Annotated in this window: 18 protein-coding genes; 2 read left to right on the top strand and 16 right to left on the bottom strand. The window is 57.2% G+C overall.

Translation table 11 applies throughout. From position 1 onward, the window contains the following. The first annotated feature begins 44 nt into the window (after positions 1 to 44). On the top strand, positions 45 to 596 hold the full coding sequence (locus tag AC22G6_RS10080; protein WP_108950932.1) for a hypoxanthine-guanine phosphoribosyltransferase: 552 nt from the start codon (positions 45 to 47) through the stop codon (positions 594 to 596). A gap of 11 nt (positions 597 to 607) precedes the next feature. Next, the gene (locus AC22G6_RS10075) at positions 608 to 943 is read left to right on the top strand and encodes a DUF1840 domain-containing protein (RefSeq protein WP_487366680.1); all 336 of its coding nucleotides are present in this window, start codon (positions 608 to 610) and stop codon (positions 941 to 943) included. Positions 944 to 1,015: 72 nt separating this feature from the next. Here the strand turns inward: AC22G6_RS10075 and AC22G6_RS10070 are convergent, their stop codons facing one another. The 16 genes from AC22G6_RS10070 to AC22G6_RS09995 all read right to left on the bottom strand — a co-directional run bounded on the left by AC22G6_RS10070 (position 1,016) and on the right by AC22G6_RS09995 (position 18,993). Beyond that, entirely contained in the window at positions 1,016 to 2,752 is a 1,737-nt protein-coding gene (locus AC22G6_RS10070) for a carbamoyltransferase family protein (RefSeq protein ID WP_487366679.1), read from the bottom strand. A 59-nt stretch (positions 2,753 to 2,811) separates the two neighbouring features. Then, the gene (locus tag AC22G6_RS10065; protein WP_487366678.1) at positions 2,812 to 4,692 is read right to left on the bottom strand and encodes a polysaccharide biosynthesis protein; all 1,881 of its coding nucleotides are present in this window, start codon (positions 4,690 to 4,692) and stop codon (positions 2,812 to 2,814) included. 109 nt (positions 4,693 to 4,801) lie between these two features. Next, positions 4,802 to 6,016: a DegT/DnrJ/EryC1/StrS family aminotransferase gene (locus tag AC22G6_RS10060; RefSeq protein ID WP_487366677.1), complete on the bottom strand. Its 1,215-nt coding sequence runs from the start codon at positions 6,014 to 6,016 to the stop codon at positions 4,802 to 4,804. A gap of 4 nt (positions 6,017 to 6,020) precedes the next feature. Continuing rightward, positions 6,021 to 6,665: an acetyltransferase gene (locus AC22G6_RS10055; protein WP_487366676.1), complete on the bottom strand. Its 645-nt coding sequence runs from the start codon at positions 6,663 to 6,665 to the stop codon at positions 6,021 to 6,023. Further along, positions 6,658 to 7,269, bottom strand: coding sequence for a sugar transferase (locus AC22G6_RS10050; protein WP_108973215.1), 612 nt, complete (start codon positions 7,267 to 7,269; stop codon positions 6,658 to 6,660). Before AC22G6_RS10050 ends, AC22G6_RS10055 begins: the two co-directional genes overlap by 8 nt. Beyond that, positions 7,253 to 8,434 carry a glycosyltransferase family 4 protein gene (locus AC22G6_RS10045; protein WP_487366675.1) on the bottom strand — a complete coding sequence of 394 codons (1,182 nt, stop codon included), beginning with the start codon at positions 8,432 to 8,434 and terminating at the stop codon, positions 7,253 to 7,255. Before AC22G6_RS10045 ends, AC22G6_RS10050 begins: the two co-directional genes overlap by 17 nt. A gap of 95 nt (positions 8,435 to 8,529) precedes the next feature. Further along, on the bottom strand, positions 8,530 to 9,498 hold the full coding sequence (locus tag AC22G6_RS10040; protein ID WP_487366674.1) for a glycosyltransferase family 2 protein: 969 nt from the start codon (positions 9,496 to 9,498) through the stop codon (positions 8,530 to 8,532). Then, positions 9,495 to 10,397 carry a glycosyltransferase family 2 protein gene (locus tag AC22G6_RS10035; protein WP_487366673.1) on the bottom strand — a complete coding sequence of 301 codons (903 nt, stop codon included), beginning with the start codon at positions 10,395 to 10,397 and terminating at the stop codon, positions 9,495 to 9,497. Before AC22G6_RS10035 ends, AC22G6_RS10040 begins: the two co-directional genes overlap by 4 nt. Continuing rightward, entirely contained in the window at positions 10,398 to 11,342 is a 945-nt protein-coding gene (locus AC22G6_RS10030; protein WP_108973208.1) for a UDP-glucuronic acid decarboxylase family protein, read from the bottom strand. A 5-nt stretch (positions 11,343 to 11,347) separates the two neighbouring features. Further along, positions 11,348 to 12,340 (bottom strand): glycosyltransferase, encoded by a 993-nt coding sequence (locus AC22G6_RS10025; RefSeq protein ID WP_487366672.1) that lies wholly within the window; start codon positions 12,338 to 12,340, stop codon positions 11,348 to 11,350. Continuing rightward, entirely contained in the window at positions 12,337 to 13,476 is a 1,140-nt protein-coding gene (locus AC22G6_RS10020) for an NAD-dependent epimerase/dehydratase family protein (RefSeq protein WP_487366671.1), read from the bottom strand. Before AC22G6_RS10020 ends, AC22G6_RS10025 begins: the two co-directional genes overlap by 4 nt. After that, positions 13,473 to 14,078: an acyltransferase gene (locus AC22G6_RS10015; RefSeq protein ID WP_487366784.1), complete on the bottom strand. Its 606-nt coding sequence runs from the start codon at positions 14,076 to 14,078 to the stop codon at positions 13,473 to 13,475. Before AC22G6_RS10015 ends, AC22G6_RS10020 begins: the two co-directional genes overlap by 4 nt. Beyond that, positions 14,078 to 14,740: a CatB-related O-acetyltransferase gene (locus tag AC22G6_RS10010; protein ID WP_487366670.1), complete on the bottom strand. Its 663-nt coding sequence runs from the start codon at positions 14,738 to 14,740 to the stop codon at positions 14,078 to 14,080. Before AC22G6_RS10010 ends, AC22G6_RS10015 begins: the two co-directional genes overlap by 1 nt. Further along, entirely contained in the window at positions 14,737 to 16,599 is a 1,863-nt protein-coding gene (locus AC22G6_RS10005; RefSeq protein ID WP_487366669.1) for a hypothetical protein, read from the bottom strand. The genes AC22G6_RS10010 and AC22G6_RS10005 overlap by 4 nt, the downstream gene beginning before the upstream one ends. A 10-nt stretch (positions 16,600 to 16,609) precedes the next feature. Next, entirely contained in the window at positions 16,610 to 17,410 is an 801-nt protein-coding gene (locus AC22G6_RS10000; RefSeq protein WP_487366668.1) for a class I SAM-dependent methyltransferase, read from the bottom strand. Continuing rightward, on the bottom strand, positions 17,407 to 18,993 hold the full coding sequence (locus AC22G6_RS09995) for a lipopolysaccharide biosynthesis protein (protein ID WP_487366783.1): 1,587 nt from the start codon (positions 18,991 to 18,993) through the stop codon (positions 17,407 to 17,409). Before AC22G6_RS09995 ends, AC22G6_RS10000 begins: the two co-directional genes overlap by 4 nt. Position 18,994: the final 1 nt, after the last annotated feature.

The following is an 18,994-nucleotide window of genomic DNA, read 5'->3' as shown; positions in this document are numbered from 1 at the left end:
ATTGCCGCCCGCGGCCATCACAAACAAGAGAGAAGCAGACCGCCATGAACATGGATGAAATCCGACGCGCCCGTGAGGAAGCCGACTGTCTGGCCAATGAGGAGGCGGTCGAAGGCGCACTCGATCGCATGGCATCCGAGATCACGGCAAGGCTCGCCGACCGCAACCCGCTGGTCTACACCGTCATGAATGGCGGCCTGATCCTGGCCGGGCGCATCCTGACGCGCCTGCCCTTCCCGCTCGAAGTCGCATACCTTCATGCGACCCGCTACGGCCATGCCACGCAGGGCACCCTGCTCGACTGGCGCGTGCGCCCGACGCAGGACCTGCGCAACCGAACGGTACTCGTCCTCGACGACATCCTCGACGAAGGCCATACGCTCAACGCCATCATCGAATACCTCAAGGCCGAAGGCGCAAGCGAGGTGCTGTCGGCCGTGCTGGTGCACAAGGAACATGACCGCAAGGCCTATCCCGGCATGCGCGCCGACTTCAGCGGCCTCGACATCGCCGACCGCTTCCTGTTCGGATGCGGAATGGATTACAAGGGATACTGGCGCAATGCCCCGGGCATCTACGCCGTGAAGGGACTCTGAGGAGCGACACCATGCTGATCATCTTCAAATCCGACGCCAGCGCCGATGTCATCATGCTTGGCGACGCAGGCAAGCAAGTCATCGCGGCGATGGGCAAGGACCCCGCGGACGCCAAGGGCATCGTCACCGTGGAGCAGTTGCCCGCAGCCATCGCGAGCCTGCAGGCTGCAATCGAAGAGGATCGCGCCCGTCAGACCGAACGCACCGAAGCGGAGGAAGCCGCCGACCGCGAGGAAGGCCGCACCGGCATGGCCGCACCCGTCAGCCTCGCCCAGCGCGCATGGCCGCTGCTCGACATGCTGCAGCAGGCACAGAAGGAAAAAGTGCCGGTCGTCTGGGGCGTCTGAAGAGCATCTGCCCGGCAGAAGACTGCGCCATCACGGCGCAGCCTCCCCGCCGGGGTAACGGGCAAAGCCGGTTCAGACGCCCTTCTTCACCACCAGCACGTCTTCCATGATCAGGTACTCGAGATCCGAACCGAAGAACATGTTCAGCGCATCGGTCGGCGAGCAGATCATTGGCTCGCCGCGACGGTTGAGTGAAGTGTTCAGTGCCACGCCGTTCCCGGTGAGCTTCTCAAGCTCGAGCATCAGATCGTAATAACGCGGATTGAACTCGCGCCTGAGCACCTGCGCCCGCGAGGTGCCGTCTTCGTGCACGACCTCGGGCACGCGCGACTTCCATTCCTCGGACACTTCGAAGGTGAAGGTCATGAAGGGCGCGGGGTGATCCGTCTGCAGCATCTGCGGCCCGACCGTGTCGATCATGCTCGGGCAGAACGGGCGCCAGCGCTCGCGGAACTTGATCTGCTCGTTGATTCGATCCGCCACGCCCTCGGCACTCGGGCACCCCAGAATGGAACGCCCGCCAAGCGCCCGCGGTCCGAACTCCATGCGCCCCTGAAACCAGGCCACCGGATTGCCGTCGACAAGAATCTGCGCGATACGCTGCGGCACGTCATCGATCTGCACCCACTCCGGCCTGGACGGGTGGCGGGCGCAGGCCGCGATCACATCCTCATTGGTGTAAGACGGTCCGAGATAGACATGCTCCATCTTCTCGACCGGCACGCCGCGCGCAGCGGACACATAGGACGCCGCACCCACAGCCGTTCCCGAGTCGCCTGACGCCGGCTGCACGAAGAGTTCCTTCACCTCGGGGCGCGCGATGATCTTCTGGTTGAGCTTGACGTTGAGCGCGCCGCCGCCGGCAAATGCCAGCTTTCCGGTTTCGCGCAGGATGTCGCCCAGGTAGTAGTCCATCATCTGCAGCGACAGATCCTCGAACAGCTTCTGCATGCTCGCCGCGTAATGGATGTAGGGCTCGTCCGCCACATCGCCCGCGCGCATCGGGCCAAGCCAGTCGATCAGTTTGGGCGAGAAGTAGTAGCCCTTGCCCTTTTCCTTGTAGCGCCGGAAACCGATCACATTGGCGTAGTCGGTATTGATGACCAGCTCGCCGTTCTCGAACTTCGCCAAGCGCGAAAAATCGTACTTGTCCGGATCGCCATAGGGCGCCATGCCCATGACCTTGTATTCACCATCGAGCATCTCGAAACCGAGGTATTCGGTGATCGCACCGTACAGACCGCCGAGCGAATCGGGATCGTAGAATTCCTTGATCTTGTGGATCTTGCCGTTCTCGCCGTAACCGAAGAAGGTCGTGGCGTACTCGCCCTTGCCGTCGATCCCCATGATCGCCGTCTTTTCGCTGAAGCCCGAGCAGTGATAGGCACTCGACGCATGCGAAAGGTGGTGCTCCACCGGCACGATCTCGACCTTTTTCAGATCGAAGCCAAGCTGCAGCAAGGTCCATTCGATGCGCCGCTTGTAACGGTAGTAGCGGCGGTTGCCCATCAGGATCGCATCAAGACCGCGATCCGGCGCATACCAGTAACGCTTGGCATAATGCCACCGCGCCTTCTCGGTGATGCTGATCGGCGCAAACGGAATCGCCACCACCTGCACGTCCGCAGGCTTGAGCCCGGCAAATTCGAGACAGAACTTCGCAGCCTCGTAGGGCATGCGGTTCTTGGCATGCTTGTCGCGGACAAAGCGCTCTTCCTCTGCGGCAGCGATAAGCTTGCCGTCGATGTAGAGCGCCGCGGAAGGGTCGTGCGTCAGGGAGCCGGAAAGGCCGAGAATGGTAAGCGCCACGTATAGAACCTCGAATACGGAGAAAGGCCTCGAAGCAAGGGCCGATCAGAAGCGCCGGATTATACCTGCTCACGCACCTGCGTCTCTTCCGACGCGGCACTCGTCACGCCATGGCTTGCCGGCACATATTCCGGCACCCAGCGCTTCAGCCCTGCCCGAACAGCGTCGTCAGAGACGGGACCAGGCTGCCCCAGCCAGCCCTGAAGTTCGTTCAGGAACCCTTCCGGAACCGATCTGGATCGCGCAATTCTCAGTTTCGGGTGAGGCGTTTCCCTCGTTGCCTCAGCATCGGCAAGCAACTCTTCATACAGCTTCTCACCAGGCCGGAGACCGGTAAATTCGATCCGAATCTCTTCATCCGAGTAGCCAGACAATCGAATCATATTGCGCGCGAGGTCGACAATCTTGACTGGCTCACCCATATCGAGCACGAATACCTCGCCTCCATGCCCCATTGCCGAAGCCTGCAACACCAACTGCGCCGCCTCCGGAATAGACATGAAGTAGCGGTTGATCTCCGGGTGAGTCACCGTCACAGGCCCTCCATGAGCGATCTGTTCGGCAAACTTCGGAATGACGCTCCCTGTGCTGCCGAGGACATTTCCAAACCGGACAATCTCGAATTGCGTCGCTTTCGTGCCAAAACTGTGCAATGCCTCGCACACCATCTCAGCCAATCGCTTCGTTGCCCCCATGACGTTGGTCGGATTTACGGCCTTATCCGTGGAGATAAAGACGAAACGCTCGGCTTTATAGCGCTCGGCATGTACAGCGACCTGCAGGGTCCCCAGGACATTATTGCGCACCGCCTGCCATGCGTTACCCACCTCCATCAACGGAACATGTTTATAGGCCGCCGCATGGAACACAATCTGTGGAGCCCAAACCGCAAACACCTCATCCAGACGAACGCTATCCTTTACGTCTCCAGCCAGGGACACAACCCGCACATCGGGACGGTTCCTGGCAAACCACTGTTCCACCGAATAAAGGGCAAATTCACTCGACTCCAGAAGGACCAGCGTGCCTGGCTCGAACCGGGAGAGTTGCCTGCACAGTTCGCTCCCGATGGAACCCCCGGCCCCTGTGACAAGGACGGTCCGGCCCGCAAGCATTGCCTGAACATTCTCGGTATCGATATTGACCGGCTCACGTCCGAGCAGATCCTCGATTTCGACCGGCCGCATAGCGCTGATCGAGACGCGGCCATTCATGAGCTCTTCGAGTCCCGGAACGGTGAATACATGCGCGCCGGCACGCACGCCGATATCCGTTGCCCGCCGCAGCGTTTCAGTCGCAGCTGAGGGCATTGCAAGAATCACATGACTGGCCTTGAATTCGCGCAACACCTCGGGCAGCGCACCCAATCCGCCCACGATGGGTATACCGAACAACTCCATACCCCATTTACCCGAATCGTCGTCGACCAGAGCCACCACACGCCAGTCCGGACTGCGTTCGAGTTCACGCATCAACATGGCGCCACCGCGCCCTGCACCGACGATGACTACGGGCTTACCTTGCGCTATCAATCCACCATACAGCCGATGCTCCTTCCACATCCGCCATGCCGCACGCCCCCCACCCATCACAAGGAGCAGCAACACCGGATAAAGAACGATCATTGATCGGGGAATCGCGGTAGTCCCCCTGTCCAGCGCAATCCACATTACCAGTGCCACGCCAGAGACCGCGACCGCCTTCAGAACACGCTTCAAGTCGGGAAGGCTGGCAAATACCCACATGCCGCGATAAAGTCCGGCCCAGCGGCAAGCCACGGCGTGTACGACAAGCAAGCCGCCCAAACCGAGGAAGGCCAATCTGACATACTCGGAAGGGAGATCGAAATTGAACCGCAGCAGCAGGCCGCCGCACCACGCAATGGCGACGGCAAACAGGTCGAAGAGAAACACGAGCGCAGAGCGCAAGAATCGAATCATATTTTTATGAGCGAACCGGCCTGAGATTGACAAGCACCCTCCGGCAACGGCTTTAACACTTTCTATTCAGGGCAGGAAAGGATTACGCCTCTTTTCGGCGTCAGCCGATTCAGACCTCGTGGGTAGCCGCCAGCATTACAGATCGGAGCGCATTGCAGGTATGTTCGACCGAGGCCTCATCAAGCGTCGGATGTACAAGGAACATCAAACTCGTTTCACCCAACTCCTTTGCAACAGGCAAACGGTGGGATGGCCGCCATCCGGTAGCATCAAAGGCACGCTCAAGATAGACCTCGGGACAGGACCCGACCAGACAGGGCACTCCAAGCGCATTGATCTCAGCGATCACCCTGTCACGATCCCATCCAGCACCAAGACGAGCCGGCTCAACAAAGACATAGCACTTGTATGCCGCATGGCGACAGTCTTCCGGGGCCACCGGCACTCTGAGGCCGTCAATTGTCTTCGCACAATTCCAGATCGTTTGCGCATGAGAATTTCGCAGCCTCGACCACTCTGCCATCCTGCGCAACTGAATCCGCCCGAGTGTCGCCTGCATTTCAGTCATACGCCAATTGGTACCGAACTGCTCGTGAAGCCAACGAAACCCGGGTTCGTGTTCGCGTTCGTAGACTGCGGCCCAGGACTTTCCATGGTCCTTGTAAGACCACATCCGCAACCACAGATCATGGTCGTTGGTCGTAACCATGCCACCTTCTCCACCCGTCGTCATGATCTTGTCCTGGCAGAAAGACCACGCACCGATGTGGCCGATGCTCCCAACGGGGCGCCCCTTGTAGCGGGCACCGTGAGCCTGGGCACAGTCTTCGATCACGGCAAGGTCATGCTCACGAGCCAGGGCCATGATCGGGTCCATGTCACACGGCCAACCTGCAAGATGCACGCAGATGACTGCTCGAGTGCGAGCGGTGAGCACCCTTCGCACCGTATCGGCGGTAAGGTTCTGGCTGTCACGGTCAACATCGGCAAAAACCGGCGTCGCACCTGCTGTGATGATGCAGGAAACCGAAGCCAGAAAAGTACGAGCGGTCACGACGACCTCATCACCCGGCCCGACACCCAGCGCCTTGAGCGCAAGATCAAGAGCGACAGTACCGTTAGCCAGCGCAACCGCATACTGACACTCAGCCCATCGGGCGAACTCGTCCTCGAACTGGCGCCCCTCGTTTCCAGTCCAGTAGTTCACCTGCCCGGAGCGCAAAACCTTGCCGACCGCAGCGATCTCGTCCTCGGAAAAATGCGGCCACGGGGCGAACTCGATGACACCATCACCCTCTCCGGCCTTCTCGGAACACCGTCTCATTGACTCACTCACCTTCATTGCTTTGCGACGACCTGATCTTGTCGGGGTGACGGGGTCGCGCGGGGACATCTCCCCTCACGACGCCCCCGGCCGGAACAATCGCATCATCGCCGACTGAAAACCCTGGAATCGCGACCGCGCCAGCACCGAACAACACTCGCCGTCCGACCTTGACGCCGCCGCATAGCCTTGCTCCTGGTCCGATATGGGCACCCTCTGCGACCCAGCAGTCATGGTCAACCGAGGCGCAGGTATTGATGATCGCGTGCTCTCCGATCACCGCATCAGCGTTGATAACAGCCCCCGCCATCACCACGCAGCCTGCACCGATCCGGGCCGAAGGAGATACGACGGCGCGTGGGTGCACGACAGAATCGAAGCGGAGACCACGTTCGGCAATACGAGCGCCCATCATTGACCGGATTCGATTGTCGCCAATCGCGACGACAACCGCATCAACGCCTTCACTTGCAGCAAAATCAATCATCGCATCCAGACCGCCGAGTACGGTATATCCACACCATTCCTGACCGCGGCGCCCAGCATCACCATCAAAAACACCCGCGACCGAATCGCCCTGCTGCACGATCGCGTCCACCACGACTTTTGCGTGACCTCCTGCCCCGAAAATGACAAGCCTTCTACTCACCGTTGCGCCCCTTCTGCTGGCTACCGGTAAACGGAGTCATCGTTTCCCGCCCGGGCTCGCTGACGCCATGACGGCCAAGCACCTTCCCAATCGTCATCAACAGAATTCTCAAGTCAAGCGCAAATGAACGGTGATCTACGTACCAGACATCGAGGCGAAAGCGCTCGTCCCACGATAGCGCATTTCGCCCGTTGACCTGGGCCCAACCGGTAATCCCGGGCCGAACGTCATGCCGCCTCCCCTGCTCCGGGGAATACAGTGCCATGTACTCCATCAATAGCGGGCGCGGTCCGACCAGACTCATGTCGCCCTTCAGGACATTGAACAACTGAGGAAGCTCATCCAGGCTGAGCTTGCGAATCGTCCGTCCAACGGCCCCCAGCCGCGCCTCGTCGGGCAGCAAGCGGCCGGAGGCATCACGTTTATCCGACATCGACCGGAACTTGTACAAAGTGAAAGGCCGCCCATGCAAGCCTGGTCTGAGCTGTCGAAAAAGAACCGGCGCTCCGAGACAGCGCCAGATAATCAGCGCAAGCAGCAGCATCACTGGCCAAAGCAGCATGATAGCGAGAAGGGCCATGGTCAGATCAAACGCGCGTTTCATGCTGACCCTCCGCACCCGAGCGCAACAGGCTTCCAATAAAAGCTGTTAGCGCCCCCGTTACAACCATTGCCGAGAACTCGTTTGTCGCACGACCCCTCCCTGCACTGCCCATACGTGCTCGAAGGTCTGCGTCACGAACCAATTGTGCAAGCACATCAACCAGCCCGCCTACATCTCCTGCCTCATGCATCAAGCCGGTCTCCCCCTCCACGACGGCGTCCGTCAATCCGTAGATCCGGGACGCCACAACCGGCAGACCACAGGCGCCAGCTTCAATGATGACGGTGCCAAACCCCTCGCGATAGCTGGGCAGGCAAAACACATCTGCAGCCGCCATGAAGTGCTCGGGATGATCGGTAAAATCCACAAAATGGAGCTGAGCCGCGGCGCCAACAAGCACTTCGACCTCGTGCCGCAATCCGGCCTCGTCGGGCCCCACGACAAGCAACACACAATCCGGTATTGACGCAGACAGCGCAGAAAACGCAGCGGCCAGATCGAGCACGCCCTTGTCGCGGTTCAAACGGCCAACAAACAGCAGAACCACCGCATCCTCTGCAACGCCCAAAGAGCGGCGCACCGCCTGCCTTGCTTCCACCGAAGGCCTGAAACGGACGGCATCAACTCCCGAGATCGACCCACTCGCCAAAACCGCCGAGTGCCTATCGTTTGTAATGCCCTGATCAATCAGAAATTGTCGCTGGGACGCACTGTCAGCGAGAACATGCGTTGCACACCTTGCAATAAGCCGGTCAGCCATTTTCAGCAACGTGCGCCCAAGTCCGGTCCGGGTGGCCCATACCTGCCCGGTGAACATATGTATCCGAGACGGCACGCGCGCGAGGCAACCCGACACCATCGCCATTAGCCCCCCTTTGGGGGTCACGGAAAAGACAAGATCAAATCGCTCACGATGGAAAACACGCGTCAGGCGGGCCAGGCATTGAAGATCCAACATCGGCGCGATTGGACGTGCAAACGGGATTGAGATCACCCGCACGCCGCGAACATCCGCAGAAATACGTTCAGGGTCAGCCGTATTGGTAATCACGGTCACGTCGTTGTCTGCGGCAAGCGCCACGATGTGCGCACGGAGAAAAGCGATCACCGTCATATCCGACGCCGCGACCAGCGCCACCTTCTTTCGGTTATCAGCAGCGCTCATGCGGAAGCCCAAAGAGGATTCGCGTTGATGACAATCCGCGGCGAAGGCGTGACTCAACGAGTTCAGACTTCATATCCGATCTAGAGCTCATGATCTCAAACCGGGTGGCGATTGAAGGCAAGTCCGCGCGAGAGCACTCTGCGCAAATCAGCAACTGCGACAACAGGCCGTAGCAGGCGAAAGCGCTCAGTGCATGCAAGCAGCGCCGCGAGAAAGGGGTATTTCGACAGCAACCGGATATTGCTCCTCACCTCCATCCTTAAGGCGCTTTCCCTGCAGCGCTCAAATCGTAAGAGATGCTTGAGCAGCCAGAATGCCCAAATATGTGCATCCGCACGCGTACCAAGAAAAGGCTGCCCATGCCGCTCGAAGTACTTTCTGAGCACCTGGAGCTCCCAGCGCGACACATTGAGGTTGTTGCGCGACAAACCGGACTCGTTGTAACGGTAGAGATATAGTGGTAATTGGATATCGACAACAGTAACCCCTCCATCGAGGAGTCGAAGCCACAGATCAAAGTCTTCGCAAGAACGCAGACTTTCGTCATAGCCGCCAACCCCTGCCAACAGCTCTCTGGAGATCATGAGCGCTGCGCCAGTGAGACTGTTGCGCATGACTATTGAGCCGCTTTCCGCTACCTCACGCACCTTGAATTCGTTTTCACAGTGCGCGGTCTCGGCAAGCTCACAGCTGTCACCTATGCGCCTGACCTGACATGTCACGGCAATTTCCGGTCGAAAAACCCGAAGCTGAAACTCGATTTTCTGCGGATGCAGTTCGTCATCGGCGTCAAGAAACGAAATCACATCTCCCGTGGCAGCGTTCAGGCCAACATTTCGCGACGCGGCCAGACCCAGATTGCGCTCATTCCTGATGTAAATAACCTGAGGATAGCGTTGCAGAACGGCTTCAATACGGTCTGTCTCGGGCGAGCAGTCATTGACCACGATGATCTCTTCGACCTGGCGTGTCTGCCCATGAAGCGAAGCAATCGCGAGGCCCAAGGTTGCAGCATCCCGGTAACAGGGGATGACTACGCTGACTCGGTGTGGAACTGCACTCATGGCAAGATGCTGCGCGCCAGAAAATAGGCGGCCTTGAGTCGATAGCTCAGGTCGAGTGGTTGGACAAGTGCGCGCAGAAGACTGCGACGTGCTCCCGTGACATCACCATGCATCTGAGCAATCCGCCCGCTCCGGTAGGCCAGAAATCCCTCTGCGCGGCGGCGGTCAGCCAACGGCAATTCATCAATATACTGCGCATACAAGGTGCGAATGCGCGATATCTGCTTTGGTGAAGCAGCCGATATGTTCCCACCACCAAGCCAGTAATAACCGAGGCATTCGGGCAGTCGGACAAAGCGCTCAGTCAGTCTCGAAATCCGAACCCACGTATCGTAATCTTCCACGGAAATGAGTTCCCGGTTTTCCGTGATTCCGCCCAACTGTTCGATAAGCGCTCTGCGCACGACAACACTGGAATTGGGCACAGACATGCCGGTGCATAGCAAGGCCTTGAACATGGGGTGCTTGGGCTCCGTCGATACGATCCGTTCGCTGAAAACCGTTTGAGCGGTATCGCGAACGATAAACAGATCGTGGTAAACAAGATCTGCACCTGCGTCGAGCGCGGCCACACTCTTCTCCAGCTTGGCAGGCGTCCACCAGTCGTCAGAGTCAAGAAAGGCAATATATGGAGCCCTGGCCCCGGACACACCACGATTGCGCGGCCGCGCCGGCCCGCCAAAGTTGTCCGCGGTATCGAAGCGGAGACTCAGTCGCCCCGAAAACTCATCCGCAACGCTTGCGCTATGATCCGTTGACCCGTCATCACAGACCAGTACCTCGAAGTTGTCCAGAGTCTGCAGCGCCAGCGAGTCGAGGCACCGCCTGAGGTCATCCGCGCGGTTGTATGTGGGAATGACGACGGTCACCCGCGGATTGGCGCATACCTTACTCACCACTCAGGCGACCTTCAGACGCGTCGAAAAATAGGCGATCGTTTCCTTCAGCCCATCTGCCAGATCGACTTTCGGCTCCCAGTCAAGCACCTGCTTAGCCAAGGAAATATCCGGCTGCCGTTGCTTTGGATCATCGGCTGGCAGCGGTTTGAAGATCAGCCGGCTCTTCGAGCCCGTCAGCCGAACAACCTGCTCCGCCAGCTCCAGCATCGTGAACTCACAGGGATTCCCAATATTCACCGGTCCGACAAAATCCTGAGCCGAGTCCATCATGCGAATCATGACTTCTACCAGGTCGTCGACATAACAGAAGCTTCTGGTCTGCTGGCCATCCCCGTAGATCGTGATGTCCTCACCCTTCAGCGCCTGAACGATGAAATTACTGACCACTCTACCGTCGTTGGGGTGCATGCGCGGACCATAGGTATTGAAAATCCGTACGACCTTGATCTGCAGTTGATGCTGGCGCCAGTAATCGAAAAAGAGCGTTTCAGCGCAACGCTTTCCTTCGTCGTAACAACTCCGGATACCAATAGGATTGACCTTGCCCCAGTACGACTCGACCTGCGGGTGCACCTCGGGGTCTCCGTAAACCTCGCTTGTCGACGCCTGCAGGATTCGCGCCTTTACTCGCTTTGCCAGTCCAAGCATGTTGATCGCACCATGAACACTCGTCTTCGTCGTCTGAACCGGATCGTGCTGATAGTGAACGGGAGACGCTGGGCAAGCCAGATTGTAGATCTGGTCTACTTCGACGTAGAGCGGAAAAGTCACGTCATGCCGCATGACCTCGAAGTAGGGATTGCCCATCAGATGGGCAATATTATCCTTGCTACCCGTGAAGAAATTATCCACGCATAGTACATCGTGCCCCGCTTCGAGAAGGCGTTCACACAAGTGAGAGCCGAGAAAGCCGGCCCCGCCAGTCACCAATATCTTTTTAGTCATCGTCTTTATCGTGTCCCAAGTAAGCCAATCAGTTTTCGGGGGGCCTTGAACATCAACTCAGCGAGCCTGAGGACACCTCCAGGGATCGCAAAAAACAGGGCCAGAGGATCCAGCTGGACGATCCGCTTCAGGTGGTATGGGATATTGGACACGCCGTTCGCTGAGGGAGAAAGCACGTGCACAGCCCACAGGTACATCACATGGGTTCGATACCGCATTCTCTCAAAGGAAGTCAGCTCAAGCGTCCGTACCTGCCCCAGCAACAACCTGAAATACTCTTCGAAGACGACCCTGTCCTTAGTGACGCTTCGAATTGTGCTGCGATGCTGACGAAAATAGTTCAGGGGCTCTGCAACGTATGCAACATCGTAGCGAGCGGCAATCCTGAAGAAGAGATCCCAGTCGCAACAAACCTTGTACTCCGAAGACAAATAGCCAACGGTGTCAAAGCAATCTCTTCGAATAAGCGCTGCGCTAAGGTTTGGAATAACGCATGAGTGCATCAGAAAGCGAGACGCCTCGGAACCGGGGAGCAACACGTCGCCGGAACACCGGGCCCTGAACGCATCTTCACGAATCGAAAAGTCGTCACCCAGCACAGTTCCGTCCTCATCAACCATCAGGCTGCGACAGAATGCAATGCCAGCAGATGGATGCTGCCTCATCGCATCGACAAGGCGCTCAATCATGCGCGCATCACAATCATCGTCGCAGTTTGCGAACAGCACAAACTCGCCCGACGTCAACTCGACGCCTTGGTTGCTTACGGCCACCCACCCGCCATTTTTTTCGCGAACGAGAAGGCGGACGCTCGGTTGCCCTTCATACGAGCGGAGAACGTCGACGCTATTGTCCGGAGAACAGTCGTCGATCACCAGAATCTCTGTGTTCGGGTAGGTCTGCCCGAGAAGACTATCCATTCTGCGGGGGAGGAATCCCGCATGGTTATAGCTGGCAACGACGACACTAACCACCCCGACGCCCGATTCCTGCTTCATTTGAACAGGCCTTTTGCACGCAGTTCGTTCAGGCTCTCCTCATAGCGGTCACCACTGATCTGTTCGCCCTTCACCCAGTTAACAAATGCACTCAAGCCGTCGTCGATTCCAACTTTTGGCTCAAATCCCAGGGTACGTTTCACTTTCTCAAGATTCGCAACGTTGTGCCGAATGTCGCCAATCCTGAACTGGCCGGATACGCTGATTGAAGAACACCCACCCAGATGCCGGAGCAGGGTTTGCGCAATCGTCATCACATCCGTAGCTGCACCAGAGCCGACGTTGAAGACGTCGACCAGAGGCTCCGGGTGCTCGATCCCCTTGACGGTCGCATCAACCACATCGCCGATGAAGACAAAATCGCGGCTCTCGCGACCATCTTCGAATATATTGATCGGGCTACCGTTCCGAATGCGGGTGGAGAAGATCGAGAGGATGCCCGTATAGGGATTCGACAGCGACTGCCCAGGGCCATAGACATTCTGATAGCGGAACGCCAGGGCCGAAATCCCCAGAGCCCTCCCCACCGTCAGCACCAACTGTTCCTGTGTAAGCTTCGTTACCCCATAGACGGAAGAGGGATGCAAAGCAGCCCCTTCATCTGTCGGCACCACCTCCAACGGCAAGGAACAAACGGGACAGAGATGCTCGAACTGCCCCTTGACCATCTCCTCGGCGCTTCGAGCCTCGGGATGGAGGGTGCCATGCACCGGGCAGCGATAACAACCTTCACCGTAGACTGCCCGTGAAGAGGCCACAACCAGTCGCTTTACCGGGAAGCCATCATTCGCAATCACGTCCAGCAGCAGTGCCGTACCCCCAACATTCACTTCGGAATAATGCTGGATTGCATACATGGACTGCCCTGTGCCAGTCTCAGCTGCCAGGTGTACAACCGTATCCACGCCCGGAAGAACTTTCATCAAGTCAGCCCGGACAGTTACATCACCACGAACAAAGCGAGCCTTGCCTTCAAGTCGCTTGAAAAGCGGTGACTGCTCGGGATCCGCGCCGTGGATCTGAGGTGCGAGATTGTCGAGAACCGTCACCTCGTGCCCACGTTCGCTCAGCGCAAGTACGAGTGCCGATCCGATAAACCCGGCCCCGCCCGTTACAAGTATCTTTCTTCCGCTCATCCCTTGCCCTGTCTCAAAACGCCCTTGCTCTCCCAACGTCCCGCAGATCGATCGTAGTACCGAATGACCACCGCAGGGCTTCCGACCGCTACAGAAAAGTCCGGAATGTCATGCGTCACTACCGAATTCGCGCCGACAACGCAGTTCTTGCCGACGCTCGCACCAATGATGCACACATTTTCGCCGATCCAGCTTCCTTCTCCGATCACCACGGCGTTCTTGAAACGAACGGGTTGATGCATTATCGGTACGCCAACGTCCTCATAGGAATGAAGGTTATCGGAGATGTAAACGTTGTTCGCCGTAAGCACATGGTCCTCGATGACGACGTCACGCACGGCAGTAATGTGGTTGTTGTAACCGAGGACGCACCCTGAGCCGACGAGCAGACGCCCCGACTGACCTTCTGGAGGCTCACAGTACAACCAGGCGCCACGCTGCATGACCGTGCGATCACCAAGGCCAATGTGTTCTCCACCATCGACACGAAATGGCGCGTACAACAACACATTCCTTCCACAACGGCCGAAGCGGGGAGCATGAACACATGCGAACCAGAGACTACGCAGTTTCGCCAGGATTCGCTGCACAAGACCAATCATCACTCTTGCTTCCGAAGCATCGTCAAGAACACCTCAGGACTCGCAAAATACGGTGCAAGCTCTGAGAGCCTCTGTTCGCTCAATGTCCACCACTCAGAGTCTGCCAGCCCCCCGCACAGCGTTGCGTCAAAACGTTGCCGCAACGGGCGGCAGGGAACACCGGCCGCGATTGTATAGGGTGGCACATCCCGGGTCACCATCGCCCCTGCACCGATTACCGCGCCCACGCCAATACTGACCCCCGCCCGAATCATCGCCCGCTCTCCTATCCAGACATCCGCTCCCACGACCGTCCTCGGGATCGACTCCTGAGCAGCATTCTGGCTCGCGAAAAATCTGGGGAGCGGCTGCGACCGGTCATAGAACACGGGACTTGTACTCACGAGCGAGGTTGGATGATTAACAAGCCCAATCGTCACATTCGCAGCAATCGAACAGAAAGGCCCCACTTCAGCCCCAAGCAGCAGTGTGTTCTCCTGCACATAGCTGTAGGAGCCAAGCGTGGAACAAATCAATCTCGCGTTCCGGAAAAGGACCGCGTAATCACCCAGGCTACTGTCCCCATCCACCGTCGCACCGCCGTGGATGACACTTCGCGAAAATCTGCGGCGAAGCCGAAATTCGTAAAGGGTGCGACGAAGCGACGTCGAGATGCGGTTCATGCGGATTGCTCCTTACGATCTCCGTTCAACAGACCTTCGATAAACTTCAGATTGCGCTTCAGGTTCTCACCATCCAGCGGTCCGATGTACCTTTCCATCGTTCCTCTATCAAGAAACGCGTCATACCGGTCATCGCCCCGCATGAAGTCCGAAATCGCCACCTCAAGGTCGTCTGCGGAATGGGTCGTGATCAACTCGGACTTGCCATCGAACGGCGCGTCCAGAACCTGCCTGTCGTTCTTGTGGTAGACGCAGGGGATACCCAGACAGGACGCCTCGAACAAGGTCTGCGAGTAGATCGAAACATAGAAATCGGTCTCATCCAACACAGCCCGCATCGGGACCTGATCAAGGATGGTATCAACCACCCCTCCGAAATACTCATCGCAGAACCGGCGATACAGTTCCTTGTACCCATTGGCGCGCACCTTCAACACCACACGGACACACGCTCCCCGTGACCTGAGCCTGAGGATCGCCTCAAGCACGTCGTTGAGGAATTCAAACTCTACCGCGAGGTATGAATTAAGGTCTGTATTACTGAAGCCGGATGCGCCAATCGTGATGACAGGATTCTCGCGGTTGATACTCCGCCGCGGCACCATGGCGTAATCGTCCATTCGGGGATCACCCAGACAAATCACGTTCTTCATTCCACGGAAATAGTGATCCCGAACACTCTCCGAATACGAATTGATCACATCCGCATACTTTCCTTCATCGAGAAACGCGCTGCACAGAAGCCCATTAATGATCAGATAGCTGGGGACTCCTCGAGCCTTGGCCACGCAGTCAACCAGCATTGCAACCTGCCCAAGGTTTGCGATCAATACCACAAGTCGGATGGGGTGGCGATCGAGATAGCGAATCACGCAGTCAAGCGCACGCAATGTTTCGGGCAAGCTCGACGAAATCCGGGTTTCAATCGCGCGGCTGACCGCATCAGTCACATCCACACCAGTCGTGAGTACAAGACGGGCCGCACGTTTCGCACGGTAGACGCCCATCAGCGCCGAAGCTGTCCCACGATACCGCTCCACATCCCCGTACACAGGGATGGGTCGCTCCCGCAGAAACTTCATCGCCCCTCGCGAGGCAGAAAAATGTCCCTGGAGGACCTGGACGCCCGGCGTCTTGCTAAGGCATTGCATCAACTTGCGCGTCGGATGGTACTCCTGAACGAATACCCTGACCCTCTGCCTGAAACGTCCCCCGACGCTATCCCAGGCACTCATCAAAATGCCCTGCACGGTAATCACGGCATCCCGGACGCGGTGCCGGATACGCCTGACATGCACACGCTCGTTCATCCATCGGTGAACTGGAAAGAAATACCCATCCAGCGACGACCGCCCACCAGTTGCAAGACGCGACCAAGTCAGCGCCATGTCCTGCAAGACAGACTCAATAACGTTGTTATTCGTGCATACAAGAAGCTTCTGATAGGAAATGCATCTCAACTGCTCAAGACACAGGCGACTGCGCACGTAAAATGTAAAGTCATTCCAGATCAGAATTCGAAAACTGAACCCGAAATCAACCCCATTGTGCCGAAATATGTCATTACCCTCCTCATCCAGGTGCCAGTCCTGGAAAAACCTGTACATGAGGAAATTGTTTTCCTGCATGACGGACTGGGAGCACAGGTGATCCACGTAGTACGCGACACCACCAAGCGCCAGAACATCCCGCCGCAGGCCAAAGTCATAGGTCAGAATCAAGTCAAGCGCTGGCTCGAAGTTGGGCACTACCGACGACCAATCGGCTCTGGAATCTACGATGAACACGTTCCGGAATGATGATCCAGGAACGATTACGTTTTCATCACAGCCCAATTCGAACTCCTGCCTTCTGTCCAAGAATGACACCTCAGACAGCTCTGCACACAAAATGAATCAATGGCCGCCCCTTGCTCCCCTTCACAGTTGGCATACCGGTGTCCATCACCGTCTCAACTGCAAACCCTGCACGCTTCACAGCCTCAAGCCAATACCAATTCGGATAATCCCGGTCACCGAGATCTGGGTCGTAAAGATAGCCCGAAGATGAAATCGAGGGAGAAACCGGCATATAGCGTCGAGTGGCCAGATTACGAAGGATTCGAAGACTTGCCACAAACACAGACACGAGAAATCTCAAACCCGTACGTGGCGTTTCGTTAAGGATGACAAGCAGACCACCAGGCTTCAGTGCGCGGCGGGTCTCCTTGAGCACGGACTCAAGGTTATCGGCGTGATGCAGCGCAGAAGACGCCACAATCGCATCCAGACACGCCCCATCAAAAAGAAGAGGTTGAAACAAGGCCTCAAGCGTAACGACCTTCTCAGCATTACCCTCCATTAAAGTCATGACTTCAGGCAGCAACTTATGGAGGAAATGCTGACTCGAATCGAGGGCATAGACGGTCTTCACTGAGTCAACGCGCGACAGCATGGCGGTCAACCACCCACCACCGCAGCCAAGATCGAGCACGTCAGCGCCCTGCGGCAGCAGGGCCGCCCAATCTAGCTTTTTCGACGCGTCGACATAGTTGCAGACCTCACCGACTGTATTCAGATACGCCCTGGCGTTCTGCAAATATTCGTTCGAGTCAGGGTACGAATTAACCATTGACTGATCAAATTGCGATACACCAGACAGAGCTTGCTTAACAATCCAGTTGTCGTTCATTTCAACTTTCTCAAGATATCACGCACACCATGCTTCACTTTCTCTATGACTGGCGCCATTTCATCCTTGCGCAAGCCAACGACGGAGGGCACGTAAATCAATAACGTAACAAATATGAAAGCGTACAAAAATCCACTTCCCAGCATTCCGAAAAACAACTCCGACTTGTCCGTACCAGCAGCAGCCAGACCTGGAGCAAGAACCCGAACGGCGAACATCGAACCGTAACCCACACACAGAAGGGTCGCGATGGGTAGCAACTGATAGTACCAACGGAAAGCAGCCAGATACTGTCTGCAAATCATCCACGACTGAACATTGACGAACAGAATATTCAGACAGACCATCTTGATCGCAAGCCCCAAAGCCCCTAAACCCATACCCGAAACCCACACACCATCGGTCGGTCCAATCAGCAGGTACGAAACAGGAACGCTCACAACCAAACCGGAAACGGCCACCTTCATGTAGCTATGGGTCCTTCCGGTTGCCATGAACAATGTCCCGTTAATCTGTCCCATTGTCTGATGAACAGGGTAAAAGAGCATCAGAAACAACACCGGCCATCCGGCATGATAGGCCTCACCAAGCAGGGCAACGACAAGGTTTTCAGCCCAAGGAGCAAGGAAGCAGGATACGCCTGACGCCAAAAGCATCAGAAACCGGGTCGCCTTCTGATGCAGAACAATCACACGCGAGTTGTCACCGCGCGCACACGCCTCGGCAACCTCCTTCCAAAGAATATTGAGCACCGAACTGGTCGCCAGCAGGCTTATGGTGGAAAGTTGAGCCGCGACCTGATAGAAACCTTGCTGACTGGATCCGCCGAAACGCTGCAACAACCACCGGTCTGTGATCTCATAGCAGAACGTAAACACTGCGATGATCATCATCGGCCTGCAGTACGCGAGATACTCCGAAACGACTCCACCCAGTGACGCAGCACCACCGTCGTCAGCATTGCGAACCACCCCCTTACGTAGTGCGCCGGAAAGCCACGCGGCAGCAACCAGGTACTCGACGATGATGGCCGACAAGACCGAGCGGACTGACAACCAGTCGCCCAGCAGCATGGCCGAAACCAAAATGACATGCGTTGAAATGATCAAGAGCCCCGACACCTGAATCCGGACAGTCATTCGGGCCGCTTCGTGAATCTGCACAACGGTTTGCCAGACCTGATTCTGAAGAAAAGTGGCCAACAGGGCGAGCACCACAAGGTCACGTGACTGCCCAAGCCAGAACCGGTCGACGAGCGACTGCGGGAGCAATTGGATAACGAGCGCAGTTGAAAAAACGAACTGAAATCCAAGCCATCCAAAGTACACGAGGTAGTAGAGACGCCCCCGATGGCGCTGCGCGATAAAGGTATAGAAGGCGCTACCGGACCCCATGTCGAGCAAGGCACGAATAGCCCAGAAACTCCCGAGGAGATACGCCAGGTTACCGTAATCCGATGGCCCAAGCCCGCGCGCAACCAGCAGTCCCGCGATTAGACTTATTGCAGCGCGCGCCATATTGGCGCCGACCGAGAACAGAAGCCGGTGCTTGACCGACAGGACGCCCCCCCCCCGCTCAACCACG

This window comes from Parazoarcus sp. PS-13 R2A (assembly GCF_057621855.1).
This window is presented reverse-complemented; position numbering and strand designations above follow the sequence as displayed.

Coding starts and splice junctions, on each gene's coding strand:
- AC22G6_RS10080 (WP_108950932.1), top strand. CDS start 45: ATGAACATGGATGAAATCCGACGCGCCCGTGAGGAAGCCGACTGTCTG.
- AC22G6_RS10075 (WP_487366680.1), top strand. CDS start 608: ATGCTGATCATCTTCAAATCCGACGCCAGCGCCGATGTCATCATGCTT.
- AC22G6_RS10065 (WP_487366678.1), bottom strand. CDS start 4,692: ATGATTCGATTCTTGCGCTCTGCGCTCGTGTTTCTCTTCGACCTGTTT.
- AC22G6_RS10060 (WP_487366677.1), bottom strand. CDS start 6,016: ATGAGACGGTGTTCCGAGAAGGCCGGAGAGGGTGATGGTGTCATCGAG.
- AC22G6_RS10050 (WP_108973215.1), bottom strand. CDS start 7,269: ATGAAACGCGCGTTTGATCTGACCATGGCCCTTCTCGCTATCATGCTG.
- AC22G6_RS10045 (WP_487366675.1), bottom strand. CDS start 8,434: ATGAGCGCTGCTGATAACCGAAAGAAGGTGGCGCTGGTCGCGGCGTCG.
- AC22G6_RS10040 (WP_487366674.1), bottom strand. CDS start 9,498: ATGAGTGCAGTTCCACACCGAGTCAGCGTAGTCATCCCCTGTTACCGG.
- AC22G6_RS10030 (WP_108973208.1), bottom strand. CDS start 11,342: ATGACTAAAAAGATATTGGTGACTGGCGGGGCCGGCTTTCTCGGCTCT.
- AC22G6_RS10025 (WP_487366672.1), bottom strand. CDS start 12,340: ATGAAGCAGGAATCGGGCGTCGGGGTGGTTAGTGTCGTCGTTGCCAGC.
- AC22G6_RS10020 (WP_487366671.1), bottom strand. CDS start 13,476: ATGAGCGGAAGAAAGATACTTGTAACGGGCGGGGCCGGGTTTATCGGA.
- AC22G6_RS10015 (WP_487366784.1), bottom strand. CDS start 14,078: ATGATTGGTCTTGTGCAGCGAATCCTGGCGAAACTGCGTAGTCTCTGG.
- AC22G6_RS10010 (WP_487366670.1), bottom strand. CDS start 14,740: ATGAACCGCATCTCGACGTCGCTTCGTCGCACCCTTTACGAATTTCGG.
- AC22G6_RS10000 (WP_487366668.1), bottom strand. CDS start 17,410: ATGAACGACAACTGGATTGTTAAGCAAGCTCTGTCTGGTGTATCGCAA.